The organism is Campylobacter aviculae (genome assembly GCF_005406215.1).
Classification (GTDB): Bacteria; Campylobacterota; Campylobacteria; order Campylobacterales; family Campylobacteraceae; genus Campylobacter_D; species Campylobacter_D aviculae.
On sequence record NZ_NXMA01000002.1, the window covers coordinates 89,979 to 115,172 of the forward strand.

Sequence of the window (25,194 nt, forward strand, 5' to 3'; positions counted from 1 at the left end):
TGATATCAATTATCAAATTAAAAAAATCTTAAAATTTTATGTATGATATTGAATTTAAAAAATTTATGTATTTTTAAGATAATAAACGATAAATTTCACTTCTAAATTATGATATATATTATCATTATTTATTTAAGGAGTTGAAATTGTATAAAAATTTAAAACTGATAAAAATACCGATATTATTAAGTTCTTTACTTATTGATATAAACGCGGAAGAAATTAATCAAGAAACTGATATAAAGCTCGATAAAGTCATTGTGTCCGCGAGCGGTTTTGAGCAAGATTCTGATAGTAATTTAAGAAATGTTATAGTTATAGAAGGTTCAGAACTGCAAAAAAAAGGTTTTAATTCTGTAGAACAAGCCTTGGAAAGAATTCCTGAAATCAATTTTGTAAATTTCGGACTAGGACGCAATGTCGATATGCGAGGTCAAGGTGATAAATCTAATGTTGCTGTTAAAGTTATGGTAGATGGAAAATCTATAAACATGCTTGATAATTCTCATGGGATAACTCCGATAAATAGTATCAATATTGATAATATCGAACGTATAGAAATCATTCTAGGTGGAGGATCTGTACTTTATGGAAATGGGACTCGTGGAGGAGTGATTAATATCATTACAAAAAAGCAAAAAGAAAATGCATTTTCTATTGGTATAAAAGGGAATGGGTATAATCACCATAAACTTGGCGGAAATTTAGAAATCAACATGGCTAAAAAAATAAATGAAAAACTTGCTTTTAATTTTAATATAGAAGGTTTTAATATAGATGGCTATCAAGAAGGTTATAATGAGAAAGGTTATTTTATCAATACTAAAACCTACATCAATCCAAATGAATATAGTGATTTAATCTTGGGTTATAACTATTTTAAAAGTAAAAATACGGGTAGTGGGTATTTAACAAAGGCACAAATTGAAGATAATCCTAAACAAAAAGGTAACAGTGAAAGTATTAGTTCAATCAATAGACCTGAAATTACTTTAGATTATCACTATTATCTTAACGATCAATGGGAATTTGATCTAGCTAGCTTTTGGCAAAATCAGAAAATAAATTATCTTAAAGATGTTTCTACAATGGGTTTTGGAGGAATGAATATACCTGTATATCAAGATGGAAGCAATTTTGAAGATACAATTACAGGCGTTAATCTTAAAAGTAAATATAATTACAAAAATAACTCTTATCTTGTTTTTGGTTATGAATTTGCAAATCATGATGCAAAAAGAACGAGTATTATCCACTATGATGTAAATATCCCAAATGTGTTTTCAATCAATCACACTATGACAACTCTTATGGATATGAATAAACAAAGTCATTCCATTTTTGCTCTTGACTCTCATGAATTTAATGATATTTTCAGTATTTCTAGCGGGGCTAGATATGAATATAGTCTTTATAAGACCGATAGAAACTACATAAGCAAAATGATCATTTCTCAAGCACCTAAAAATAATACAGAAGCATTTAGCACTGATAATAAAGGGGATAATATTGCTTTTGAAATCACTCCAAATTTTAAATACTCCAATACAGGAAATGTATATCTTAAATACGAAAGAGGATTTATCTCTCCATCTCCTGCACAATTTGTAAATAAAGATCAAAAAACACAAAAATACTATTCTTCAAATTTAGATTCTGAGACTTTTAATACTTTTGAGCTAGGTATGAATGATTTTTGGTGGGATTTTTACGGGATTAATTTAACCCTATTTTACACTTTAAGCAAAAACGAGATCTCATATCTTGGAAATCCGCATTCTGAATCCGGTGCGTTTTGGAAATATTATAACATAGATCAAACAAGTCGTATCGGGGCAGAGCTTAATCTAAGCCAAAGTTTTTTAAATGATGAATTGATTTTTAGACAAAGTTTAGCTTATATAGACGCTAAAATTTCAAAAGGTGTTAATGATGGAAAAAGAATTCCTTATGTATCAAAAATAAAAGCTACAGCCGGAGTTGAATACTTTATCAATTCGAATTTAAGCACTTTTTTGGATCTAGCATATTATTCTCGATCTAAAGACAGTGGAGTTATAGATGAAAATACTGGAAAAATGAGTAAAAATAGTTGGATAAAAGATTATGCACTCACCGATATAGGCTTGGCATATCACTATAAAAAGCTACAAATTTTTGGAGGAATTCGAAACCTTTTTGATAAACAATATTACACCTATCAAGATAGTGTCAATAATCAATACCTAGCTGGAAATGGTAGAAATTATTATTTAGAGTTTAAATATGCTTTCTAAAAATCTTTTTTGGAGTATAGGTATTTTTATAGCTTATTTAAGTATCGCACTTATCTCCCTTTGCTTAGGGGATGAAAATTTAAGTCCAAGCAAACTTATTTCTTATCTTTTTTCAGAAGATGAAATCTTGCGTCAAATTATAATAGATGGACGCTTACCGCGTATTATCATGGCCATTTTAATTGGAATGCTTTTAGCAAGTAGCGGAGCTATCACACAAAATGTCTTTTCAAATCCCATAGCAGATCCTTATATTATCGGTATAGCTTCGGCAGCAACCTTTGGTGCAGTTTTGGCGTATTTGCTAAAATTACCTGATTATTTTTATGGAATTTTAGGATTTTTTTGTTCAGCTTTTTTTACCTTAGCAATCTTTAAAATTTCTTCAAAATCTTCCATAGCCACATTACTCATTATAGGAATAGCTATCTCGTCTTTTTTAGGAGCTTTCACTTCTTTTTTTACCTATCTTATAGGAGAAGATTCTTTTAAGATAGTCGCTTGGTTGATGGGAAACATAGGATCGGTTTCTTGGTTTGAAGTTATGATTTTAATCCCTCCTTTGATTTTTTCTCTATCATATTTTTATATACATAAAAATGAACTCAATATCATTTTAAGTGGAGATGATGAAGCAAGAAATTTAGGAGTGGATGCAAGCAGACTAAAAATCAATCTGCTTATAGTTTCTTCTTTGGCTGTATCTTTTGCTGTGGCCTTTACAGGTCTGATTGCCTTTGTAGGTCTTATTATACCTCATACAGTAAGACTTTTATTTAAAAATTATAACAATATCTTAGTGATACCTTTTTGCACAGCTTTTGGAGGACTTTTTTTACTCATCTGTGATACTTTAGCAAGGACAATTATAGCACCTGTACAAATTCCTATAGGGATTTTAACCGCTTTTATTGGATCACCTATATTTTTATATTTAGCCTTAAAGGTTAGGAGATTTTTATAATGTTAAAAATAAAAAATTTAAATTTTTCCTACAATGAAAAAGCATTACTAAAAAATATCGATATAGATCTTAAAAAACAAGAATTTATAGGAATTTTAGGCCCTAATGGATCAGGGAAAAGCACTCTTTTAAAACTCATGCTTCAAAACTTAACCCCAAAAAGTGGAGAAATAATACTTTTTGATAAAAATATTAAGGATTTTAAACTTAAAGAATTTGCTCAAATTTGTGGATTTGTTCCCCAAAATTCAGAGCTTAGAACACCTTTAAAAGTCATAGATACGCTTTTGATGAGTAAATATATTCACTTAAAAAATACCTTTAAAACTTATTCTAAAAAAGATATTTTAGAGGTCGAAGAACTTGCAAAAACATTAAAATTAGATGGATTTTTACAAAGAGATATATTGTCTTTAAGTGGGGGTGAATTCCAAAAAGTATTGTTAGCAAGAGCCTTGCTTAAAAAACCAAAAATTCTATTTTTAGATGAACCTACCTCAGCACTTGATTTAAATCATGCTATTGAGCTTTTAAGTTTTTGTGAAAATTTAATTAAAAAACAAAAAATTACTATTATAGCTATACTTCATGATCTAAATCTTGCTTCACTATTTTGTGATAAATTACTTTTTTTAAAAAAGGGAAAAGTGCAATATTTTGGCACTACCAAAGAACTTTTTAAAAAAGAAATTTTAAAAGAAATTTACAATTTAAATTGTGAAATCATTTACCAAAACTCAAAACCTTATATTTTAGCTTTAAAGGAAATAAAATGAAAAAAATACTGATTTTATGTATGATGTTGTTAGGAATAATGCAAGCAAAAGAACGCATTATAGTACTTGATCCTGCAAGCGTTGAAACACTTTTTATGTTAAATGCAGATGATCAAATTGTAGGCATTGCTTCTTTACAGCATTCAAACATTTATCCTGAAGACAAAACTTCTAAAATTCCAAGTGTAGGTACTTTTTCAAATCCATCGGTTGAAAAAATCCTCTCTTTAAAACCAAGTTTGGTGATTTTAAGTTCTTATTCTCTGAATTTAAAAGAAAAACTTGACAATTTTGGTATTAAAAATATCAATTTAAAAGCAGAGCGTCTCGATGATATAAAAGATAACATACAAACTCTTTCAAAAATCACACAAAAAGAAGAACAAGGAAAAAAACTTTTACAAAATTTTGAAAACAATTTGAAAAATTTAGAAAAAAATCCTTTAAATAAAAGTGCGATATATCTTTATTCTAGCAAACCTTTAATGGCTTTTAATGATAATTCTCTAATCGCTGACATTTTAAAACTTATTGGGATAAAAAATTTAAGTCCAAAAAGTGATATCGCACGCCCTATAATATCAGCAGAATATATACTCAAACAAAATCCAGATTTGTTAATTCTTGGCATTAATGCAAATCATCAAAGTTTGCTAAATTCTAATACTTTACTAAAAAATACAAAAGCAGCTAAAACAGATCGAATCTATAGCTATAAGAATACGCATATATTATTACGATTAAGCCCCAAAATAACAGATAGAATAAAGGAATTTAAAACCAAACTAGAAACACTAGCCCCCTAATCTTGTTTTAAAAAATTCACAACTTTGACAAAGCCTTTCGATGCGCTTATTTGCCTCGAAAGATTTTTTCATAAATTGCAAACGCTCGGATTTAAGAAGGCTTTGAAAATCTTTTTCAAACACATTGCCCAAATTTATATCCCCTTTTGTGTCTAAACAGCAAGGGACTAAAGTTCCATCACTTAAAATTCCAATCTGTTCTTTTAAAGCATAACATTTTCCATGAAAATATAAAGGAGTGTCGCTTAAATTTGGCCATTTAAAAAGTGTATTTTGGTGAAGGATAATATGTCTTGCTAAATGATTTTTTATTAAAGCATTATCAATATTTTTTTGAAATTCTTTAGATAAAAATTCATAAATAACTAGATTTTCTTTAGGTATTTTAAAATCTGCACCCAAATTCCAAAGTCTAAGATTGATAAAACTAGAATTTTTATTTTTTAAATGTTCTTTACAAAATTCTATAATAGGTTTAAAATATTCTTCTAAAGAAAGTTTATTTTGGCTTAAAAAAGCCATTAAAGAAATATTGATTTGATATATATTATCATAGATTAAAAGCAAATTTTTATTTCGATCGTTAAAATAAAATCCACTTGTGGTAATCTCAAGTTTCATTTTGTATTCTTTAGCAATTTTTAAATAACTCTCTAAATCCGGCAAAAGTAAAGGATCGCCCAAAAGATGCAAAGTAAAAAGCTTGGATTGATTATGAATTTGTTTAGCCAAAATATCAAATTTTTCTATGCTCATAATCCCACGAACTGCTTTTTTTGAAGGGCAAAAATCACATTTTAAACCACAAATATCACTTAATTCTATATAAATTTTTTTAAATTTCATTCTTTGATTCCAAAAAACAGTTATTTTACCAATTTTCAAGTAAAATGGTAACATTATTTATAAAAATTCTTATTTTTTTATTTCTTTGCTTAGGTATTTTAAAGTATTTAAAAAAATCGTGCTACACTTAAATTAAAAACTTATAATATTAAGGATTCGTATGCAAAAATCTACTCATAAAATCCGTTCTATTATAGCTGCAAGTAGTGGAAATTTAGTAGAATGGTTTGATTTTATATCTATGCTTTTACAGCAACATATTTTGCTCATACCTTTTCAACATCAGATAATCCTACAATCCAACAAATCAATGCTTTTGGGGTTTTTGCTGCGGGATTTTTTATGCGCCCTATAGGTTCTTGGCTTTTTGGTTCTTTGGCTGATAAAATGGGTCGCAAGAAATCTATGGTAATATCTGTAATTTTGATGGCTTTAGGTTCTTTTATGATAGCAGCTTTACCAAGCAAAGATACAGTTGGTGATCTTGCTATCATCTTACTTTTAATAGCAAGACTCATACAAGGTCTTAGCGTGGGTGGAGAATATGGCATAGCAGCAACCTATCTTTCAGAACTCGCCACAGAAGGAAAGCGTGGTTTTTACTCTTCTTTTCAATATGTAACTCTAATAGGCGGACAACTTCTAGCTGTTGCGAGTATTAGCATAATGTTTTTATTTTTTAGTATTGATGATATGAAGAAATACGCTTGGAGAATACTTTTTATCATAGGTGGAATTTTAGCACTTGGTTCGCTTTTTGTAAGAAGGATGATGCATGAAAGTGCCGCAAAACTTCATCAACATGAAGATCGTGGAACCTTAAAAGCATTATGTAAATCTTGGAAACCTTTTTTAATAGTACTTGCAATAACTTCTGGAGGTTCTTTGGCTTTTTATACTATTACTACTTATACGAAAACCTTTATAGAAAATGCGGGTATGGATAAAATGCTTGTTAATAATCTTTTTTTGGGTGCTTTATTTATACTTATGATCATCCAACCTGTTTTTGGTTATCTAGGAGATAAAATAGGACATAAAAATTCTTTGATTGCATTTTGTATTTTAGCCCTTGTAGGAATTTATCCTATTTTTACACTGGTAGCTAAAAATGCACAAAATAGTTCTTATTTGATATTTATCTTAGTGGTCTTATTATTTATTATTTTAAGTTTTTATACTTCAGTCGCTGGAATTTTTAAAGCCAAACTTTTTCCTGAACATGTAAGAGCCTTAGGAATAGGTCTAGGTTATGCTATCTCAAATGCTGTTTTTGGAGGTTCTGCTCCTTGGATGGCCTTACAGTTTAAAAATGCAGGTATGGAAAATGGCTTTTTCATCTATATAGCTATTTTTACAATCATTATGCTTATAGCCACTTTATGCTTACCTAAAAAATCAGAACTTAATTAAATTTAGAGCTTTTAAAGAAAGTATTGACAATGGAATGTGTTTTAGTTCTTTAAATTCTTTAAATTCATAATCTTTAGTTTTAATTTTTAAAATTTGATGATAGACCTTAACATTGATTTTATATTTGGTATAACTGTGTTTAAATTCTCCCAAATATTTCATATTTTTTGTGAGTTTAAATTCGCTTTCTTTAAACAAAGGAAAATTATACATACCTTTATAAAGTTTTTCTTGACTTTTTTTAATTGCAATTTGATTTTTATATTCTATAAAAACAAGAAATAAATTCAACTTTTCATAAAGAATTTTTTTATTTTCTGGGTAAGATTCTGGATTAAATTTAGCTTTGCAAAAATCATAAAAAGGACAAACGCCACATTTTGGATTTTTTGGCAAACAAACTAAAGCACCTATATCCAATAAGGCTTGATTGTGGTTAAAAGCATCGTTTAAATTTAAAATTTGATAAGCCTTTGATTCAAGCTCTTTCATATTTGCATTTTTTAAAGCAAAAAGCCTACTTAAAACACGGCGAATATTTCCATCTACAAAGGCGACTTTTTGATCATAAGCAAAACAGGCAATTGCACCCGCTGTATAAGCTCCAATACCGCTTAATTTTTTTAATTTTTCAGGCTCTTTTGGTAAAATACCACCGAATTTTTCTATACACTCTAAAGCTGCTTTTTTTAGATTTCTAACACGACTATAATATCCCAAACCCTGCCAAGCTTTTAACAACTCTTCCTCTTTAGCTTCTGCAAGAGTGAATAAATTTGGAAACTTAGCTAAAAATGGAAAATAAAATCTTTCCAAAACGGATTTTACTTGAGTTTGTTGCAACATAATTTCACTGATATACACACCATAAGCTTTGTCAATATCTTTTAAACGTTCATCACATTTTAAGCTTTTTAAATTCCTCCAAGGTAAGCTTTTGCGTCCATTTTTTTCATACCAAAAAAGTAAATTTTCTTGAAGTTTTTTAATGTTGTGTTTTTGCATGAAGCAAAGTATATCAAAAATTTTAAAATTTTTTTGATAAAATAAATAAAAATAATTTAAAAAGAGGAAAATATGTTAGCTTTTTTCAAAGGTTTAGGTATAGGATTTTTATGTCTTTTGCTTTTTATTGCCGGAGTAGTTTTTAATGTTGAGTTTTTAGAGACAAAAAACTCTAATCAAGCTTTAAATTTTTCAAGAAATATAGAAGTAAATACAAACTTAAAACCTGATGAATTTTATGCAAATATCAATTTTTGGGCAAATGAAAATCTTGATACAAAGATCACTCTAAATGATGAAGAAAAAAGTCAAATTGCCGATACTTTTAATCAAATCACACAACGCATTAAAAAAGATAATTTTTGCAGTGGAGGAAGTTTTTCTTTAGAGCCTAACTTTTCTTATAAAGATGGTATGCAAACCATAAAAGGACAAAGACTGAACGCGAATTTAGAATGTGTTATTAAAGAAAATGAACTTGACAATTTTAATCGCTTTTTAAATGATTTGAATTCTATAATTAAAAAAAGTCCATTTGTAGGAGTTTCTATACCTACTTTAGAACCTAAATTTTCAAAAGAACTTTTAGAAGAAAATAAAGAAAAACTTTACAGCAAACTTTTACAAAAAGCATATTCTTATGAAGAAATTTATTCTAAAGATCTAAATAAATCCTGCATACTACAAACACTCAAAGCAAATTTAGATCCAAATATATCACCAAGAATTTTCGCTGCAAAATCAAACGATATGCAACTGACTTTACCTAATATAAAAGATGCAAAACAAAGCTTAAGCGCGACAGCTTTATTTGATTGTAGGTAGCCAAAATAAACTCTCTTTAAGTTTATTTTGATAAAATTTTGTCTTTAACTTTGCGGGAATAGCTCAGGGGTAGAGCACAACCTTGCCAAGGTTGGGGTCGCGAGTTCGAATCTCGTTTCCCGCTCCATATCACCCGCCCGGGTGGTGGAATTGGTAGACACAAGGGACTTAAAATCCCTCGGAATTTTTCTTCCGTGCCGGTTCAAGTCCGGCCTCGGGCACCACTTCGAATTATCAGGGCGACATAGCCAAGCGGTAAGGCATGGGCCTGCAAAGCCTTGATCTCCGGTTCGAATCCGGATGTCGCCTCCAAAAGGCACAAAAACTATTTATAAACTTATCGGGAGATGGCTGAGTGGTCGAAAGCGGCGGTCTTGAAAACCGTTGAGGGTAACACCTCCAGGGGTTCGAATCCCTTTCTCCCGGCCACTAACTTCTTTAATATACTATACAAAAATATAATAATATTATATAATCATTCTAAAAAGAATTTTAGATGGAAAAAATGAAAGAATTTTATATGCAATTAGCCTTAAATGAGGCTTGGAAATATCAATTTTTAACTTATCCTAATCCAGCAGTAGGCTGTGTGATTTTAGACAAAAATGAAAAAATATTAGCTATAAAAGCACATGAAAAAGCAGGTTTAGCACATGCAGAATTAAATGCGATTAGCTATGCTTTTAAAAAATTAAAACCTGAAATTTCCTTACCTAAGGAAGCTAATGCTTTGCATGATTTTATTTGCAAAAATCATCAAAATATGTTTAAAGGAGCGATTGCCTTTGTTACCTTAGAACCTTGCTCTCATCAAGGAAAAACTCCACCTTGTGCGAAACTTTTTAGTGAGCTTGGTTTTAAAAAAATTTTTATCAGCGTTAAAGATGAAAATGATATCGCAAAAGGCGGAGGAGATTTTTTAAGAAAACATGGCATAGAGGTAGAATTTGGTATACTCGAAAAAGAAGGAAAGGATCTTTTAAAACCTTTTTTAAAATGGCAAAAAGGACAATTTAAACTTTTTAAACTCGCTATTTCCATGAGTGGTTCGCCTCTTGGAAAAATTGTTAGCAATGAGTTAAGCAGAACTTATGCTCATAAAATTCGTTCTGTTATTGATTTATTAGTAGTAGGCGGAGAAACTATCAGGATTGATAAACCAACACTCGATGCAAGACTTTGCCAAGGAAAAGCACCTGATCTTTGTATTTTAAGTCGTAATAAATTAGAAAGTTTTGACCAAAATATCCCTTTATTTAAAATTCCAAATCGAAATATATATACAGAAATTCCTGAAAAAGCTAAATTTATCATGTATGAGGGTGGAGAAAATTTCCTCAAAAATTTTAAAAATGAGATGGATTTATTTTTAATTTTTCAAAGTTCAATTCTAAACAATAAAAAAAATGTTACAATACCTTTAAATTTAAAACCGCTTTATAAAAATTTTTTAGGAAGTGATACTTATGGCATTTATGAATCTGAATAAAATTTTTCGCGTAAAATATGATTTTAATTTGTTTAAAATTGAAAAGAAAAGCGATATTAAAAATATTATTTTAAAAGATTATATTTTAAAAGCTTACAAAGATGAATTTAATCCGAATGGAGAAACTTTTGTTTATCAAGGAATAAAAGATCAAATTTTTAAAGAAAATGATGAAATTCTTATTTTAAATATTAGTGAAAAAATTATATTTTTTAAAAATCTAACCCAAAATTCAGACAACTTTAGTGAAATACAAATGAAACAAAGCTTGCTTTTATCCTTTTTGTTTTTTGTGAGTTTGTTCTTTATAAGCTTGTTTATAATGGAGTTTAGTATTATTGATTTATTTTTTTTAGCTATATGTATCATAATTTTAATCACAAGCTCTATAAGTACCAATTTACTCTTTAAACATATTAGTTTGTTAAAAAAATTTTCAAAAGAAGAAATGAAAGAGTTTTTAAAAAAAAGAAAAAATGTTAAAGCATAAAATGCTTTAACATACGGTTTTTAAATTCGTAGCAAGACCGCCCAAAGAAGTTTCTTTATATTTATAATTCATATCTTTTCCAGTTTCATACATAGTTTCTATTACTTCATCAAGACCTACTCTAGGTGTTGATTGTCTAGTCATTGCCATTCTAGCCGCACTGATGGCTTTAATCGCTCCAAAAGCATTTCTTTCTATACAAGGAATTTGAACAAGACCCATAACAGGATCACAAGTCAATCCTAAATGATGCTCCATTGCCATTTCAGCAGCATTACAAGCTTTAAAAGCATTCGCACCCAAAACTGTAGCCATTGCAGCAGCAGCCATAGAACTAGCACTTCCAATCTCAGCTTGACATCCAGCTTCAGCTCCACTAATACTCGCATTTTTTTTATATAAAGAACCGATCAACATAGCCGTCAATAAAAAATTTATAGCTTGTTCATCATTAAAACCTATAGTATGATTTTTAAGATAAAGCATTACAGCAGGAATAACAGCACAAGCACCATTTGTAGGAGCAGTAACAACTTTTGCTCCACTAGCATTTTCTTCTGCAACTGCAATAGCGTATAAAGAAATAAAATCAATCATTCCCATAGGATCAGCTGTCATAGCAATACGTTCTTTCATACCCTTAGCACGACGTCTTAAATTAAGTTTTCCCGGTAGATACTCTTCGGTAGGATGAGTACCATTATAATATACTTCTTGCATCACTTCCCAAATCTCTAAGCAATAAGATCTAATCTCTTCTTTGGTATGAAATTGCAGTTCATAATGATAAGAAAGTTCGGCTAAGTCCCAACCATTCTTTTCACAAAAATCTAGGGCTTGTTGAGCATTGTTAAGCTCTATATCTAGTTTCGTTGTGCTTTGACTTGAATTTTTGCCTCTTTTTTCTAGTTCTTGGGCTGTTAAAACAAAACCACCACCTACTGAATAATAAGTTTCTTCTTCTATTATTTCACCTTTTGAATCAAAAGCCTTTATTTGCATACCATTTTCGTGCAAAGGTAAAAAATCTTTAGAAAAAATCAAATCTTTTTCATAATTAAAATTCAATTCTTTTTCACCACATAAATTGATTTTTCCTTTATCTAAAGCATTCTTATTGACTTCTTCTTGTATAGGAGCACTTAAATTTCTAGCCTCTAAGCCATTTAGACCCCAAATTACAGCTTTATCGCTTAAATGCCCTTTACCTGTTAAAGATAAAGAACCGTATAAGATTATTTGAATTTTTTCAATTTCATTTAATTTTTTAGCAACTTTTTTACAAAACAAATTCCCAGCAAGCATAGGTCCTAAAGTATGCGATGATGAAGGACCTACTCCAATTTTAAAAATACTAAAATTACTCATCGTATTCTACTTTACAAAATATTCTAAAATAAGATTATGTATAACAGCTGAAATAGCTACAATCCCCATAATAGCAATAAAAATATCTAAAGCTTTACTACGGAATTTTGCCAAAATATCAAAACGATAAATACAATAAATGGGCATTAAGAAAAGCAATATCGCTAAAATAGGACCACCTATAGTCTCAATAATACCTATAACGCTTGGATTTTCATAAGCCACATACCAAGCAATCGCAAAAGTAATAATTGCTGTTAAAGTTTGAGCTAATTTACCTTGAATTTTTCCATTACTTGCTTTATATAAAATACCATTTAAACCTTCTTGGGAGCCAAGATAATGTCCTAAGAAACTCTTACTGATCGCAACAAGAGCAACAATAGGTCCAACATATGTTAAAACGGCTACTTGAGGGAATTTATTTGCAATAAAAGTTAAAATATTAACATTTTGAGCTTTTGCAGAAGCAAATTCTTCAGGAGTGAAGGTTAAAGCACAAGAAAAAATAAAAAACATAACTACAAAAACCATTAAAACAACAGCCCAAGAAATAATTCTTCTAGCACGAAACTCTGCATCATCACCATATTCTTTTTTACAAAAACACGCTAAAGATGAAATAATAGGAGAATGGTTAAAACTAAATACCATCACAGGAATTACAAGCCATAAAGTCACCCAAAAATTACTTGTTTGAAATACTGAAAAATCTATATTTGTAAAAAGAGCTGTATTCCATTGAGGGATTAAAAGTAAGGAAAGAATAAATAAAAATATAATGAAAGGGAAAACAAGAAAACTCATAGCTTTGGTAACAACGTTTTCTCCAAATATAGAAATAAGCACCAAAGCACCAACAATCAATAAACCTATCCACCAACGTGCTCCATGAACTGCATCTGCGTCAAAATTAAATTGATTGATTAAAAATTCAATCAAAGTAGTGGTAAGATTTGCACTATAAACCAATAAAATAGGCAAAATAGCAAAAAAATATAATACAGTGATTAAAAATCCACCACCCTTGCCAAAATAACTCTCTGCAACGAAAGTAATATCATCTCTTGGGTTTGAACTCGAAAGAACAAAACGGCATAAATTTCTATGAGCTAAATAAGTCATAGGAAAAGCTAAAACAAGTATAATCAAAAGCGGAATAAGTCCTCCGAGTCCTGCACTGATTGGAAGCAGAAGAACACCTGCACCAATTGCTGTCCCAAAAAGGGATAGTATCCACCGTATATCATGGCTCGTCCATTTATTATTAGAAGTATCCATCATTTTTTCCTTTTTTAATTTAAAGTGTAAATAAAATATTTATACGATTGTAACAAATTTTTAGTAAATGAAACAATGTCTTAGAGGAAATTTATTCAATATTTTATAAATTAAATCTTAACGAAACGATATGTATAGATAAAAATATAAAGAATTTACCATTAAAAAATCAAATTGAAGTTTAAATTTTTTATTTTACAGAGCATTAAAATATTTGGAAAATTCCAAATATTTTAATATAAACTTTATGAAAATTAATGATCAAATTTTTGCCCTAATATATTGCCTTGAGTATCTGTATAAATTTTCATATAATTATTTGTTTCGAATTTATACCCATTAACTTCTTTACTTACTTCTACAATTTGTGCATTAGAAGTTGCAGTTATTTTAGACATAATATTTGGTAAAATCGTATTAGGCAACGCTTGATACTTGCCATCTACTTCTTTCCAATCCCCATTGATCATAAAATCAATCTCCATTCCATTGCTTAAAGTTACATCGTAAGAATCAATATCCTTTTTAACCAAGGCAATTTGTGTATTTTTAAAATTGCTAGCAATAAAATTTTGTGCATTTTGTGGAAGAGTGTTTGCAGGAACAACAATATCTCTAGCTAAAAGCACTGTAGCACCAAGTAAAGTTACTAAACCTAATTTTATTTTCATTTTTTCTCCTTTTGATTTTGGTTGGAGAAAATTTAACCTAACTTTGTGAAGCAAATGTGAAACTTAAAAACTTATCTTTAAACTTTCTCCCTCAACGCTTATTCCTTCGCTTTTTAAAAATTGGATATTCTTACCATCTTCAAATTTTAAAGTATTTAAATCTTTTGAATCAATGTTGTAAGTTAAAATATGCAATACAATATCATATATAGTAAAAAATAATTCTTTTTCAGTAAGCTTACTATTGATTACCTCAAGCTCTAATTTGTCAAAATTTCTTAATCCATAAGTATAAGCATTGATACCATCTTCACTAGGATAAACGCTTACGTAAATCCAATTATAAACTGGTAAGCGATTTTCTTGTAACATCTTTGCATTTTCAATGTAAAATTTAGGTTCTAAAACAACCCCACCCGTATAAAATCCTAAGGCATTTTGATCTTGCAAACATGCAGATGCAACTTGGGTAAAAAGCTTAGCTTGTTCTAGCTTACTTTCAGTTTGGCTAAGTACAGCTACAAGAAGATGGGCTTTATGTTTTTTAGTCTCTTCTAAAGCATCTTTCCACATAAAATTAAATTTTGCATAATACTCGGCTTCTTCATTAGGTATAGGGTTTTTAATCAAACCTAAAGTAACTAACATATTTTTATGATAAAAAATAACACCATCTTGATTGAAATTTTCTTCCGGAATCAATATACCAAATTCGCTTTTAAGTAAAGAATTTAATTTTAAAAAATCAAATTCACTATCATTTAAAAGGACAAAAGAAGTAAAATTATGATTTTGTTCCATACAACTCCCTTAATTTATTTTTTTATGATTTTTATTATATCTTATAATAGCTTGATTTGAGAAATAATTTTTAAAAATTATGATAATTAATATTAATTATAGTTTTATTTTTGTTGTAGTATAATCGCTCTAAATTTAAACAAAAATTCAACGGAGTTGATATGGAATTTTTAAGAAATTATATTGATTTGATTATCTTTATAATTCTTGGAATTATGGCATTTGTAGCTCTTTGGTGCGTGATCGAAAGAATATTATTTTTTAGAAAAATTGATTTTAAAGATTATAAAAATCAAGAAGAATTTGATGATGCAATCAGCGAAAATTTAACCACTATCTATATTATTTATTCTAATGCTCCTTATATTGGACTTTTAGGAACAGTTATTGGTATTATGGTTACTTTTTATGAAATGGGTTTAGTAGGTAATATAGATGTAAAATCTATAGTTATAGGACTTTCTTTAGCACTTAAAGCTACGGCTTTGGGTCTTTTAGTTGCCATTCCAACTCTTATAGCATACAATGCTTTATTGCGCAAAATTTCGCTTTTAAGCAATAAATACAAGGCAAACAAAGATGCTTAAACTTCCAAAAAACGAAGGTTTAAATATAGTTCCATTCATAGATATTATGCTAGTTTTGCTTGCCATAGTGCTTAGTATTTCAACTTTTATTGCACAGGGTAAAATCCAAATCAATCTTCCTAAAAGTGAAAGCTCTATCAGTCTTAATGAAAATGAAAAAAAACTTCTCATTACAATTGATGAAAAAAATATTTTTTATTTAGACAATAAAATAGCAACTCTAGATCAATTAAAAAATGCTATATCGCAACTTGATGAAAAAACTATAGTAGAATTAAAAAGTGATAAAAATGCCAAATTTGAAAGCTTTGTTCAAATTATTGATCTATTAAAAACTAAAGAGCATGAAAAATTCCAAATTATCACGGAGAAAAGTAAATGAAAAGCTTATTTTTAAATCACAAATATCAAGCTTTTTATATATCCTTTTTAACTTTTTTACCTATATTTTTTCTAGTGTTTCGATCTGCTGACTTTTTTAAAATAGAATTTAAAAATGAAGAAGTTTTTGCCTTATCCATGAAACAATTTGTGGGATCAAATTCTACACCTATACAAGAAAATAAAACTTTAGAAAAAATAATGCCCAAACCTGAGAGAACTAAACCTATAAAAAAAGATGTAACAAAAGTCAAAAAAATAGAACAAAAACAAATCACAACTGTATCAAACCCAGCACCAACAAATCAAACTATAAAAAATCCTTCTCCTCAAATAACACAACTCACACAAGGCAAAGATAAGCATCCACTGCTTGAAGAAATTCAAAAAGCCATTCAAAAAGCTCAAAACTATCCTAAACAAGCTCAAAAAATGCGTATGCAAGGGGTTGTCAAAGTAGAATTTTTATGGAAAGAAAATAAAACTTTAGCAGAATTAAAGATAATCCAAAGCTCTGGATACACTCTTTTAGACAAAAATGCCTTAGAAAGCATCCGTAAAGCTTCGGTGAATTTTCCTTACTATAAAAACGATTTAAGGATCACACTTCCTATAGTATATAGTTTAAAAGGATAAGTTAAGCTAATTTATCTATGATACTTAAACTTCCATAATCCATTTCTTTTTGCAAATCAAGGCTTAAATTTTTGCTCAAATCCTCTAAATCCTTTTGTTTTAACTTCTCATACTCATCAGGATATTTTTGCTTGAATTCTAAAAGTTCTTGCATATTTAAAGCACTTAAACCTTGATCTAAAGCTTTATTTTTGATATCAGAATCTTCTTGCTCATCACTCGCATTATCAATTTCTTCTTGCATTTTCTTTAATTTTTGCAAAAGCGTCTTGCTTACAGAGCTTCCATTATCAAACATAGCTTGTGCGTTAGCCAAAATTCGATCTTTAGAACCTTCTGCTTCCAAAACAGTGATTTTACCATCAGCATTTTTATCAAAATAAAGCAGGGCATTTAAAGCACTTTCTAAATCTCTTTCTTCACCATCATCTCCTGCTATACTTTTACCCCCTGTGGTAATATAAAGTTGTCTGATTAGATCATTGGCTCCACCTTTAGGATTATCAGGAGTATATATAACATTATAAAGATAAAGATTATTATTTTCTTTGCCTTGAATGATTCCATTTTTATCTGCATCTGCTTTTAGATAATTTAAATCGTAAGCTGCATTTTTAAACCAACCTGCTACAAAATTTTGAGCTTTTCCATTTAGTCTAATCGAACCATCTTCTCTTAAGAAATAATCCTCCTTATCGCCAAAATGTTTTAAAATATTTTGAAAATTACTTTTAGTTAAATTCAAACTTACAAATAAAGAACTTTCTTCATCTTCAAATATAACTTTAATACCAGATTTTTCTCTTTCACTTTCAGGATTGAGTTTTACTAAAAAATCTTCTGGATTAAATTCTTCTTGCTTTAAACCTTGAAGATCTTTTTTATCTAAATAGGCTCTTTTAGAATAAGCCATTACATCATTTAATCCGATAATTGTTACATCTTTAGCAATTTTCATCACTTATCCTTAAGGTTTGAAATGAGCAGCTGCCAAACGACACATAGTAGCTTGATAATAAGGCAATCTATCACAATATCTTAGTTTATTGTAATAAATATTCCATTGTTGTCTTTTTGTCTGACATGTTACACCACAATCAGAACTCGCAAAAGCAACATTTGAAAAAGCCAAACTAAAAATAGCAACTAATAATACTTTTTTCATTTTTTCCCTTTCTTTTTAATTTTTAATTACACTTATATACTAACAGAAAAATTATAAAAAACAAATATTTTATATGATAAATTTAAAAGTTACAAAAAATTATGTTACTTTTATTCACACTCTTTTATCGACAAATATGGCTTCATTATCATTGATTTGTTGCATCAAATCTTTGCTTAAGTTCTTAGCTAACTCATCTAAAGATTTGTCTTGAAGTTCTTCAAATTCCTTTGGATTGCTTGCCTTAAGTTTGGCTTGTTCATCAGCGCTTAAAGAACTTAAACCTTTTTCTTGAGCCTTTTGAAGTAAATCTTCATCATCTTTTTCTTTTTCTTTAATCTTAGCTTCATCATCATCTTTTTTTTGCGTTTTTTGTGGATCAACACTTTGCATAGCATTTGCTCCACCTCCTGAAACTTCTTTTAAATCACTCAAAATTTCTCTTAAACTCGGTTCTTTAATATCATTATCATCAATATTTCCATCTTTATTGACATCTTTATCTATGAAAAAATTCAATTTTTCTTCTATGCTCGCATCATCAGATAATGAATCGTTATGTTTTAAACCTAAATTCTGCATACTTTCATGCAAAGTATTTTGGTGAAAACTTATGCTGATTTTTTTATCACTTTGTGTAGATTTAACACTGAAAAATTCATTCTTCGCATTTTCAAACCAATTAGAAACAAATTCATTTGCTTCTCCATTTAATCTTATAGCTCCATCATCTCTAGCAATATAATTTGTATAAGAACTAAAATGATTTTGCAAATTTTTATAATTTTCTTCGCTTAAATTTAAAGATATCAACTCACCTTCTTTATCTTCAAAAATAATTTTCTTGCCAAAATTATTATGATCTGAAAGATCATTAACTTTGAGTTTATCCTTTTCTTCAGTCTTTAATTCTAAAATTTCTTTACGATTTGTAACATTTTGATTGTTTGACAAAGTATTAAAACCATTCATTGTTAATTTATCCATAAATCATCCTTTAAAATTTACAAATTAACATTATTTACAAGATGCAAATAAACCCAAACGGCACATTTTTCTTTGATGCTGCGTTGGTAAAGCATTGCATTTTTTCAATCTTTCTTTATAATCGGGACAGGAATTTTTAGCATACACTACACCCAAAAGTATAAAAATAAAAAATATTTTTCTCATGATTAAAACCCTTAATATTATAAGCTAGTTTTTGATATAATTATAAATTTGATATCGACAAAAAAGAAAAAGATTTTATATAATAAAGAATGTAATAAGGAATACAATGAAAGCATTAGCCCTTTTTAGTGGTGGCCTTGATAGTATGTTAGCAATGAAACTCATCACTTCTCAAGGTATAGAAGTAAAAGCTCTAAATATTAATATAGGTTTTGGAAGCACAAGCGATAAAAGTGAGATCATGAAAAAAAGAGCGGCTATGGTGGGTGCAGATTTTGAAATGATCGATGTAAGAAATTCTTATTTACAAGAAGTTCTTTTTAATCCACAATATGGCTATGGTAAGCATTTTAACCCTTGCATAGATTGCCATGCTTTTATGTTTAAAACTGCTCTTGCTATGCTAAAAGAAGAAAATGCAAGTTTTATCATCACCGGAGAAGTCTTAGGACAAAGACCGATGAGTCAAAGAAATGACGCTATGGCTAAGGTTAAAAAATTAGCCCTTGATGAAGAGGATCTTATCTTGCGTCCTATGTGCGCCAAAAATTTACCTCTAACAAAGCCTGAAAGAGAAGGTTGGGTGGATAGAGAAAAACTAGAAGGCATTAGTGGAAGAAGTCGCAAAAGACAACTGGAACTGGCTGCACAATTTGGACTTGAAGATTTTGAAAGCCCAGGTGGAGGATGTTTATTAACCCTTGATAGTTTTGCTAAAAAAATTCGCGATTTTATACAATTTGATAAAGATATGCAAGTTAATGACGCACAACTTTTAAAATACGGACGTCATTTAAGATTGCCTATGGGCGCTAAAATGATCATAGGACGTAATGAATTAGAAAATGAACTTTTAAGAAATTTAAAAACTCCAAAATATGAAGTTATAAACATAGGAAATTTAATAGGAGCTTATTCTTTGCTTAGCACAAATGCAAGTAATGAGGATATAGAACTTGCTTTAAAAATTGCTTTAACTTACACCAAATGCGATATAAATACCAACTATGAATTAGAATTTAAAAACCAAAAATTTATCACCTCAGCTTTTGAAGATAAAACACAAATTAGCAAATTTTTTATCAGTTAGTATAAACTAATTTCAAAAAAGAACGATATAGTGATTGAATCTTTTCAAAATATTGCTATAAAAGCCCGTTTCAAAACGGGCTTTTTTTTTATTTTAGATTATAAATTTTTTTCAAATTATTTAAATTAGAACTCGCATTTAAAAGCAAACAATCAGCTAAAACTAAACGCACCATAGCATTAACCACAACACTTCCACGTATGCCAACGCAAGGATCGTGTCTGCCTTTTAATTCTAATTTCACATTATTTCCAAATTTATCCATACTTTCTTGTTCTCTAAAAATAGAAGGAGTGGGTTTAAAATAAGTTTTTAAAACAAGATCTTCTCCATTTGAAATTCCACCTAAAATGCCCCCACTATGATTGCTTAAGAATTTATTATCCTTTAAAATATCATTATTTTGAGATCCATACATTTTGCTTGCATTAATCCCCTCACCAATTTCTACTGCCTTAACAGCATTAATCCCCATTAAAGCATGGGCGAGTTTAGAATCTAATTTATCATAAAGAACTTCTCCAAATCCTTTCATCATCCCAGTTACTCTTGTAAAAACCGCTGCGCCTAAACTATCTTTAGATTTTTTTGCATTTAAAATTTCAGCTTTAAAATCATTTTCTAAACTAGGATCAAGACAAAAAATCTCACTTTCTTGTGCCCATTTAAAATCAAATTGATCCTCATTTAAATTTGATTTTAACCTCCCTACTCCAAAAACTCCACTTTGAACACAAATATCAAATTCATTCAAAAGCATCGCACATACAGCACCCCCAGCTACCCTAGCAACACTTTCTCTAGCACTTGATCTTCCACCGCCTCTATAATCTCTTAAGCCATATTTATGAAAATAAGTAAAATCAGCGTGTGCAGGGCGAAATACATCTTTAAAATCATTATAATCCTTAGAACGTGCATTTTCATTAAAAACAACTATGGCAATAGGATGGCCTGTGGTGTATCCCTCAAAAACTCCGCTTAAAACTTGTGCTTTATCGCTTTCTTTTCTTGGGGTTGAAAATTGATTTCCACCTTTGCGTTTATCGAGTTCATTTTGTAAAAATTCCTCATCAAATTTTACACCAGCAGGCATTCCATCTATCACACAACCCACAGCTACTCCGTGAGATTCTCCAAAACTTGTAAATTTTAATCTTGTGCCAAAGGTATTCATGATAAATTTTCCAATTTTTCAAGTGCAATTTTTGCCGCCATTTGTTGTGCCTCTTTTTTGCTTTTTGCAATAGCTCTTGCAATTTCCTTACCCTCTAGCTTTAAAGCAATTTCAAATTGTTTTAAATGATCGGGCCCAAAAGCACGCAGTGTTTCGTATTCTGGAGTTTTTCCTATGGTGCCTTGAGTGATCTCTTGCAGTCTTGTTTTATAATCTTTGATTAAATTTTTTGCATCAATTTTTGGAAAATTATTTTCTATGAGTTTTAAAGCGATATTTCTTGCACATTCAAAGCCTGATTCTAAATGAATAGATCCTATGATCGCTTCTAGGGCATCAGAAAGAATGGAAGGCTTTTGCCTTCCTCCATTATTTTCTTCAGATGCACTCATAAAAATAAAATCACCCAAATTTAAACTATCGGCAATTTTTGCAAAGGATTTTTCATTCACTAAAGCGGCTCTTAATTTTGACAAATCGCCTTCAGCGTCTTTTCCAAATTTATGAAATAAATACTCCCCTACGATCAAATCAAGCACCGCATCCCCTAAAAATTCCAAACGCTCATTATTATAAGATTTTTTACAACTTTTGTGAGTCAGTGCTTGTGTGAGAAGATTTTTATCTTTAAATTGATAACCTAAGTTTTGTTCTAAAAGCTCGATATTTTTCATTGATTTTCCTTTTGCAATTTTAAAGCCGCCTCTCTTGCTAAAATATCACATCTTTCATTTTCCTCATGCCCATTGTGTGCTTTGATCCAAAAAGCTTGAATTTGATGCGATTTTGATACTTGTAAATATTCTTTCCACAAATCTACATTTTTTTTACCTTTAAAATCCTTTTTAATCCAATCATCAAGCCATTCATTAATACTTTGAACCATCAAATTTGAATCAGTAAAAAGTTTGACTTCACAAGGCTCTTTTAAAATTTTTAAAGCTTCAATAATAGCCATTAATTCCATACGATTATTAGTAGTATTTTTTTTCGATCCAAAGCCTTCCTTTTGATGCCCTTTATAACGCACTATATACGCCCATCCTCCAAAACCTGGATTATTAAGACAAGAACCATCGGTATAAATTTCAACACATTTCATCATTTTTCACTTCACAAATAATCTTACAGGTATTAAATTCATAACACATGGGACAATGATAAAAAAATAAAGGCATGATATTTTTGCATTCTGAACAACGATAAGAAAATTCAAGCCTTGCTTTAAAAGAATTTTCACGTAAAATTTTTAACATTTTTAAATTTGAATTTTGAAAAACAAAATGACTTGGAATTTGATCTTTGCTAATATGGCCTAAAGCATAAAAAAATTCTAAAAACTCTTGATTTTCTAGATTAAAAACTTGATCTTGCTTATAAAGCAAATCACAAATATCGTTAAAATTTTGCCCTAAAAATAAAGAATATTTTTCAAAAATAAAACGCCCTAGCATAGGATTATTTTTTATTTTAAGCTTTAAAAGTTTTTCTTTCTTTTCCTCATCATTTGAATTTAAAGCTTGTAAATTTAAAGCCTTGATGAATTCTTGCTCCTTTTCTACATCCTCTCCAAGTTCAAATAAACATTCCAAAATCTCTAAATTTTCTTTATAAGCTTTTAATTTCAAATACACAATTTTAAGAAGTTTTAAAGCTTCTTTATTTCTTGGACGAAGTTTTAAAGCTTGAAGTAAAACCTCTTTGGCTCGTTCTAAAAATCCTGCTTTAAAATAAATATTTGCCAAAGCAATAAAAATAAATTCTTGTTCATTTTTATCCTTGCTTTTTTCAAGTGCAATCAAATAAATTTGAGTTGCTTTCTCAAATTCTCCACTTTTTGTAAAAATATCAGCCAAAAAACTCAAATTTCCAAAACTCAATCTCTCGTTTCTCAATAAGTCTTTATGTGCATTATCCATTTCGAATTTTTTAATAAATTTTTCAAGCTTTTGCTCTTCATCCTTATTTGAAAAAGCTTTCCAAACATAATTTGCTACAGCAACAACAAAGATTAAAATCGTTAAAATGATGAGTCCTACCAAAGGATCTCTATATTCAACAAAGAAAAAATCCATAAACTCTCTTTAAAATTTTATGCCAAATTATAGCTAAATCTTTGTATAATTTTATTTAAGGTTTTTAAAATGATATCTAAAGAAAGTATAGAAAATTTATCCCAAAGACTTAATATTGTTGATATTATTGAAAATTACATTGAAGTAAAAAAACAAGGCTCTAGCTTTGTTTGCGTGTGTCCATTTCATGCAGATAAAAATCCTTCTATGCATATTAACGCCCAAAAAGGTTTTTATCATTGTTTTGCCTGTAAAGCAGGAGGAGATGCTTTTAAATTTGTAATGGACTATGAAAAATTAAATTTTTCTGATGCAGTAGAAAAAGTCGCCAGCCTTTGCAATTTTACTCTAAGTTATACTAAAGAAAAAAATGAAAGCAAGAAAGATCTAAAAAATATTTTACCTAAATTAAATGCTTATTTTAAAAATAATCTTTCTCATCATAAAGAAATTTTAGACTATCTTTACTCAAGAAAATTAGACGATAAGGACATTGCTAAATTTGAATTAGGTTTTGCAAAATCAAGCGAAGAAAGCGTGAGATTACTGCAAAATGAAAATATATCCATCGAGGATGCTTTAGCGGTTGGAGCTTTAAAGAAAGATGAAAAAGGCGAGATTTATGCGAGTTTTATATGGCGCATCACTTTTCCAATTTATGATCAAAAAAATACACTTGTAGGTTTTGGTGGAAGAACTATAAATCCAAACGTAATGGCAAAATATGTTAATTCTCCTCAAAATATGCTTTTTGATAAAAGTAGAATTTTTTACGCTTTTCATTTGGCTAAAGATGCTATCAATGCAAAAAAGGAAATGATTGTTTGCGAAGGCTATATGGATGCGATTGCTTTTCATAAAGCAGGTTTTAATAATGCAGTGGCCGTTCTTGGCACCGCACTAACCGAACATCATTTGCCTTTAATCCGTCGCTATGAAGCCAAAGTGATACTTTGCTTTGATAACGATGAAGCAGGATTAAGAGCGGCTACTAGATCAGCTTTTTTGCTTAGCACTCATAAAATTGATGGTAAAGTCGCCATTTTAGAAGGTGGAAAAGATCCTGCGGAATTAGTCGCTAACAATCAAAATGCGAAACTTTATGATATGCTTGAAAAAGGTGTGGAACTTGGAGAATTTTATATCAGACGCATCATAGCAGATTTTACGCTTGATTCAGCACTTGATAAACAAAAAGCCTTAGAGAGTGTGCAAAAATATACTTTCACTCTTGAACCTCTAATTGCTAATTCTTACACACAACTCGTTTCTAAACTTTTAGGCGTGGAAGAAAAGCTGATCATTTTAACAAAGAATTTCAGATCTTATAAAAATTTAAATTCCACTCCTTTAGAAATTCCAAACACAAAAACACACATTACAGAACTTGAAATTCTCAATTTTTTAAAAAATAATTCCAATATGCACGAACTTTTTAAACAAATTAGCGATAGTGTTTGTTTTAAGCATAAAATTTTATTAGAAAAAATTTTAGAAAAAAAGGGTTATGAAGATAGTGATATAAGAGAACTGGAACAAAAAAATATCCGAAAAAATTTAAGCGAAAATGAATTTTTATTTGGAATTTGTAAGGTCAATTTAGCCTTTTTAAACCATATTGATATTACAAACTCGACTTTGGCTTTAAAAAAACAACTTTTCACTTTAATCGATAAAAGCTCTTATATTTTAAATAAAAATTTATCAGAAGAAGGATGCCTGATTTTTTTAAAGGAGTATTTACCGATTTTAAAAAATGAAAAAAATGAAACAAAATTGGAACAATTATTTAAAAATTTAAATAAAATTCTGACGCTTAAAAAATTCAATGTGGAAGAATTAAAGACTGATTTTGCAAAAGAATCTAACAATGAACCTTTTTAGAAGATTTAAGAAAAA

General features: G+C 29.3%; 26 protein-coding genes, 4 tRNA genes and 1 pseudogene. 17 read left to right on the forward strand and 14 right to left on the reverse strand.

Translation table 11 applies throughout. The features are described 5' to 3' along the window. The first annotated feature begins 179 nt into the window (after positions 1-179). Genes CQA76_RS01305 through CQA76_RS01320 form a run of 4 tightly spaced genes read left to right on the forward strand, consistent with a single transcriptional unit; the run spans position 180 to position 4,822 of the window. Positions 180-2,276: a TonB-dependent receptor gene (locus CQA76_RS01305; RefSeq protein WP_408608965.1), complete on the forward strand. Its 2,097-nt coding sequence runs from the start codon at positions 180-182 to the stop codon at positions 2,274-2,276. Beyond that, positions 2,266-3,240 (forward strand): FecCD family ABC transporter permease, encoded by a 975-nt coding sequence (locus CQA76_RS01310; protein WP_137621651.1) that lies wholly within the window; start codon positions 2,266-2,268, stop codon positions 3,238-3,240. Before CQA76_RS01305 ends, CQA76_RS01310 begins: the two co-directional genes overlap by 11 nt. Further along, positions 3,240-4,016 (forward strand): ABC transporter ATP-binding protein, encoded by a 777-nt coding sequence (locus tag CQA76_RS01315; protein ID WP_137621652.1) that lies wholly within the window; start codon positions 3,240-3,242, stop codon positions 4,014-4,016. The genes CQA76_RS01310 and CQA76_RS01315 overlap by 1 nt, the downstream gene beginning before the upstream one ends. Continuing rightward, positions 4,013-4,822, forward strand: coding sequence for a helical backbone metal receptor (locus tag CQA76_RS01320; protein ID WP_137621653.1), 810 nt, complete (start codon positions 4,013-4,015; stop codon positions 4,820-4,822). Before CQA76_RS01315 ends, CQA76_RS01320 begins: the two co-directional genes overlap by 4 nt. Here CQA76_RS01320 and CQA76_RS01325 read toward each other — a convergent pair. Next, positions 4,811-5,668 (reverse strand): SPASM domain-containing protein, encoded by an 858-nt coding sequence (locus CQA76_RS01325; RefSeq protein WP_137621654.1) that lies wholly within the window; start codon positions 5,666-5,668, stop codon positions 4,811-4,813. The genes CQA76_RS01320 and CQA76_RS01325 overlap by 12 nt on opposite strands. Before the next feature lie 160 nt (positions 5,669-5,828). Between CQA76_RS01325 and CQA76_RS01330 the strand changes: the two are divergent. Continuing rightward, positions 5,829-7,081 (forward strand): annotated as a pseudogene (locus CQA76_RS01330) (MFS transporter). On the opposite strand, the gene mutY reads toward CQA76_RS01330, so the two are convergent. After that, positions 7,067-8,086 (reverse strand): A/G-specific adenine glycosylase, encoded by a 1,020-nt coding sequence (mutY, locus tag CQA76_RS01335; protein WP_137621655.1) that lies wholly within the window; start codon positions 8,084-8,086, stop codon positions 7,067-7,069. The pseudogene CQA76_RS01330 and the gene mutY overlap by 15 nt on opposite strands. A 72-nt stretch (positions 8,087-8,158) precedes the next feature. Between mutY and CQA76_RS01340 the strand changes: the two genes are divergently transcribed. The 7 genes from CQA76_RS01340 (at position 8,159) to CQA76_RS01370 (ending at position 10,890) form a co-directional block, all read left to right on the forward strand. Continuing rightward, positions 8,159-8,911, forward strand: a complete 753-nt coding sequence (locus CQA76_RS01340; protein ID WP_137621656.1) for a hypothetical protein — start codon at positions 8,159-8,161, stop codon at positions 8,909-8,911. A 52-nt stretch (positions 8,912-8,963) separates the two neighbouring features. Further along, positions 8,964-9,038 (forward strand) — tRNA-Gly (locus tag CQA76_RS01345). A gap of 8 nt (positions 9,039-9,046) precedes the next feature. Then, positions 9,047-9,135, forward strand: a tRNA-Leu gene (locus CQA76_RS01350). A 14-nt stretch (positions 9,136-9,149) separates the two neighbouring features. Further along, a tRNA-Cys gene (locus CQA76_RS01355) sits at positions 9,150-9,223 on the forward strand. A gap of 29 nt (positions 9,224-9,252) precedes the next feature. Beyond that, positions 9,253-9,340: transfer RNA gene (locus CQA76_RS01360), tRNA-Ser, on the forward strand. A gap of 76 nt (positions 9,341-9,416) precedes the next feature. Beyond that, a complete protein-coding gene (gene ribD / locus CQA76_RS01365; RefSeq protein WP_137621727.1) occupies positions 9,417-10,400 on the forward strand; it encodes a bifunctional diaminohydroxyphosphoribosylaminopyrimidine deaminase/5-amino-6-(5-phosphoribosylamino)uracil reductase RibD in 984 nt (327 codons plus the stop codon). Further along, positions 10,378-10,890, forward strand: a complete 513-nt coding sequence (locus tag CQA76_RS01370) for a hypothetical protein (RefSeq protein ID WP_137621657.1) — start codon at positions 10,378-10,380, stop codon at positions 10,888-10,890. The genes ribD and CQA76_RS01370 overlap by 23 nt, the downstream gene beginning before the upstream one ends. 6 nt (positions 10,891-10,896) lie before the next feature. Here CQA76_RS01370 and CQA76_RS01375 read toward each other — a convergent pair whose 3' ends face one another. From CQA76_RS01375 to CQA76_RS01390, 4 genes are all read right to left on the reverse strand, one after another. Next, on the reverse strand, positions 10,897-12,258 hold the full coding sequence (locus CQA76_RS01375) for an L-serine ammonia-lyase (protein WP_137621658.1): 1,362 nt from the start codon (positions 12,256-12,258) through the stop codon (positions 10,897-10,899). Between the two features lie 6 nt (positions 12,259-12,264). Continuing rightward, complete coding sequence (locus tag CQA76_RS01380) at positions 12,265-13,539, reverse strand: SLC5/6 family protein (protein WP_137621659.1); 1,275 nt, start codon at positions 13,537-13,539, stop codon at positions 12,265-12,267. A 254-nt stretch (positions 13,540-13,793) separates the two neighbouring features. After that, positions 13,794-14,210: a PepSY-like domain-containing protein gene (locus CQA76_RS01385; RefSeq protein ID WP_137621660.1), complete on the reverse strand. Its 417-nt coding sequence runs from the start codon at positions 14,208-14,210 to the stop codon at positions 13,794-13,796. A 63-nt stretch (positions 14,211-14,273) separates the two neighbouring features. Beyond that, positions 14,274-15,011 (reverse strand): DUF4261 domain-containing protein, encoded by a 738-nt coding sequence (locus CQA76_RS01390; protein ID WP_137621661.1) that lies wholly within the window; start codon positions 15,009-15,011, stop codon positions 14,274-14,276. Positions 15,012-15,172: 161 nt separating this feature from the next. Between CQA76_RS01390 and exbB the strand changes: the two genes are divergently transcribed. From exbB to CQA76_RS01405, 3 genes are read left to right on the forward strand one after another with little or no spacing between them, the layout of a single operon-like run. Next, positions 15,173-15,598, forward strand: coding sequence for a TonB-system energizer ExbB (exbB, locus tag CQA76_RS01395; protein WP_137621662.1), 426 nt, complete (start codon positions 15,173-15,175; stop codon positions 15,596-15,598). Next, positions 15,591-15,980 carry a TonB system transport protein ExbD gene (gene exbD, locus CQA76_RS01400; protein ID WP_137621663.1) on the forward strand — a complete coding sequence of 130 codons (390 nt, stop codon included), beginning with the start codon at positions 15,591-15,593 and terminating at the stop codon, positions 15,978-15,980. The genes exbB and exbD overlap by 8 nt, the downstream gene beginning before the upstream one ends. Then, positions 15,977-16,615 carry an energy transducer TonB gene (locus CQA76_RS01405; protein WP_137621664.1) on the forward strand — a complete coding sequence of 213 codons (639 nt, stop codon included), beginning with the start codon at positions 15,977-15,979 and terminating at the stop codon, positions 16,613-16,615. The genes exbD and CQA76_RS01405 overlap by 4 nt, the downstream gene beginning before the upstream one ends. Before the next feature lies 1 nt (position 16,616). Here CQA76_RS01405 and CQA76_RS01410 read toward each other — a convergent pair whose 3' ends face one another. The 4 genes from CQA76_RS01410 to CQA76_RS08975 form a co-directional block, all read right to left on the reverse strand. Beyond that, positions 16,617-17,573, reverse strand: coding sequence for a hypothetical protein (locus tag CQA76_RS01410; RefSeq protein WP_137621665.1), 957 nt, complete (start codon positions 17,571-17,573; stop codon positions 16,617-16,619). 9 nt (positions 17,574-17,582) lie between these two features. Then, positions 17,583-17,780, reverse strand: a complete 198-nt coding sequence (locus tag CQA76_RS01415) for a hypothetical protein (RefSeq protein ID WP_137621666.1) — start codon at positions 17,778-17,780, stop codon at positions 17,583-17,585. 114 nt (positions 17,781-17,894) lie between these two features. Then, complete coding sequence (locus CQA76_RS01420) at positions 17,895-18,767, reverse strand: hypothetical protein (RefSeq protein WP_137621667.1); 873 nt, start codon at positions 18,765-18,767, stop codon at positions 17,895-17,897. A 30-nt stretch (positions 18,768-18,797) separates the two neighbouring features. Then, complete coding sequence (locus CQA76_RS08975; RefSeq protein ID WP_170999697.1) at positions 18,798-18,953, reverse strand: hypothetical protein; 156 nt, start codon at positions 18,951-18,953, stop codon at positions 18,798-18,800. A 106-nt stretch (positions 18,954-19,059) separates the two neighbouring features. Between CQA76_RS08975 and CQA76_RS01425 the strand changes: the two genes are divergently transcribed. Continuing rightward, on the forward strand, positions 19,060-20,043 hold the full coding sequence (locus CQA76_RS01425) for an MnmA/TRMU family protein (protein WP_137621668.1): 984 nt from the start codon (positions 19,060-19,062) through the stop codon (positions 20,041-20,043). An 88-nt stretch (positions 20,044-20,131) separates the two neighbouring features. Here CQA76_RS01425 and aroC read toward each other — a convergent pair whose 3' ends face one another. The 4 genes from aroC to CQA76_RS01445 are packed head-to-tail and all read right to left on the reverse strand — an operon-like array spanning position 20,132 to position 23,295. Beyond that, positions 20,132-21,220: a chorismate synthase gene (gene aroC / locus CQA76_RS01430; RefSeq protein ID WP_137621669.1), complete on the reverse strand. Its 1,089-nt coding sequence runs from the start codon at positions 21,218-21,220 to the stop codon at positions 20,132-20,134. After that, on the reverse strand, positions 21,217-21,894 hold the full coding sequence (gene rnc / locus CQA76_RS01435) for a ribonuclease III (protein WP_137621670.1): 678 nt from the start codon (positions 21,892-21,894) through the stop codon (positions 21,217-21,219). Before rnc ends, aroC begins: the two co-directional genes overlap by 4 nt. Then, positions 21,891-22,322 (reverse strand): ribonuclease HI, encoded by a 432-nt coding sequence (gene rnhA, locus CQA76_RS01440; RefSeq protein WP_137621728.1) that lies wholly within the window; start codon positions 22,320-22,322, stop codon positions 21,891-21,893. The genes rnc and rnhA overlap by 4 nt, the downstream gene beginning before the upstream one ends. After that, positions 22,309-23,295, reverse strand: coding sequence for a hypothetical protein (locus CQA76_RS01445; RefSeq protein WP_137621671.1), 987 nt, complete (start codon positions 23,293-23,295; stop codon positions 22,309-22,311). Before CQA76_RS01445 ends, rnhA begins: the two co-directional genes overlap by 14 nt. 69 nt (positions 23,296-23,364) lie before the next feature. On the opposite strand from CQA76_RS01445, the gene dnaG reads away from it, so the two are divergent. Then, the gene (dnaG, locus tag CQA76_RS01450; protein ID WP_137621672.1) at positions 23,365-25,179 is read left to right on the forward strand and encodes a DNA primase; all 1,815 of its coding nucleotides are present in this window, start codon (positions 23,365-23,367) and stop codon (positions 25,177-25,179) included. Positions 25,180-25,194: the final 15 nt, after the last annotated feature.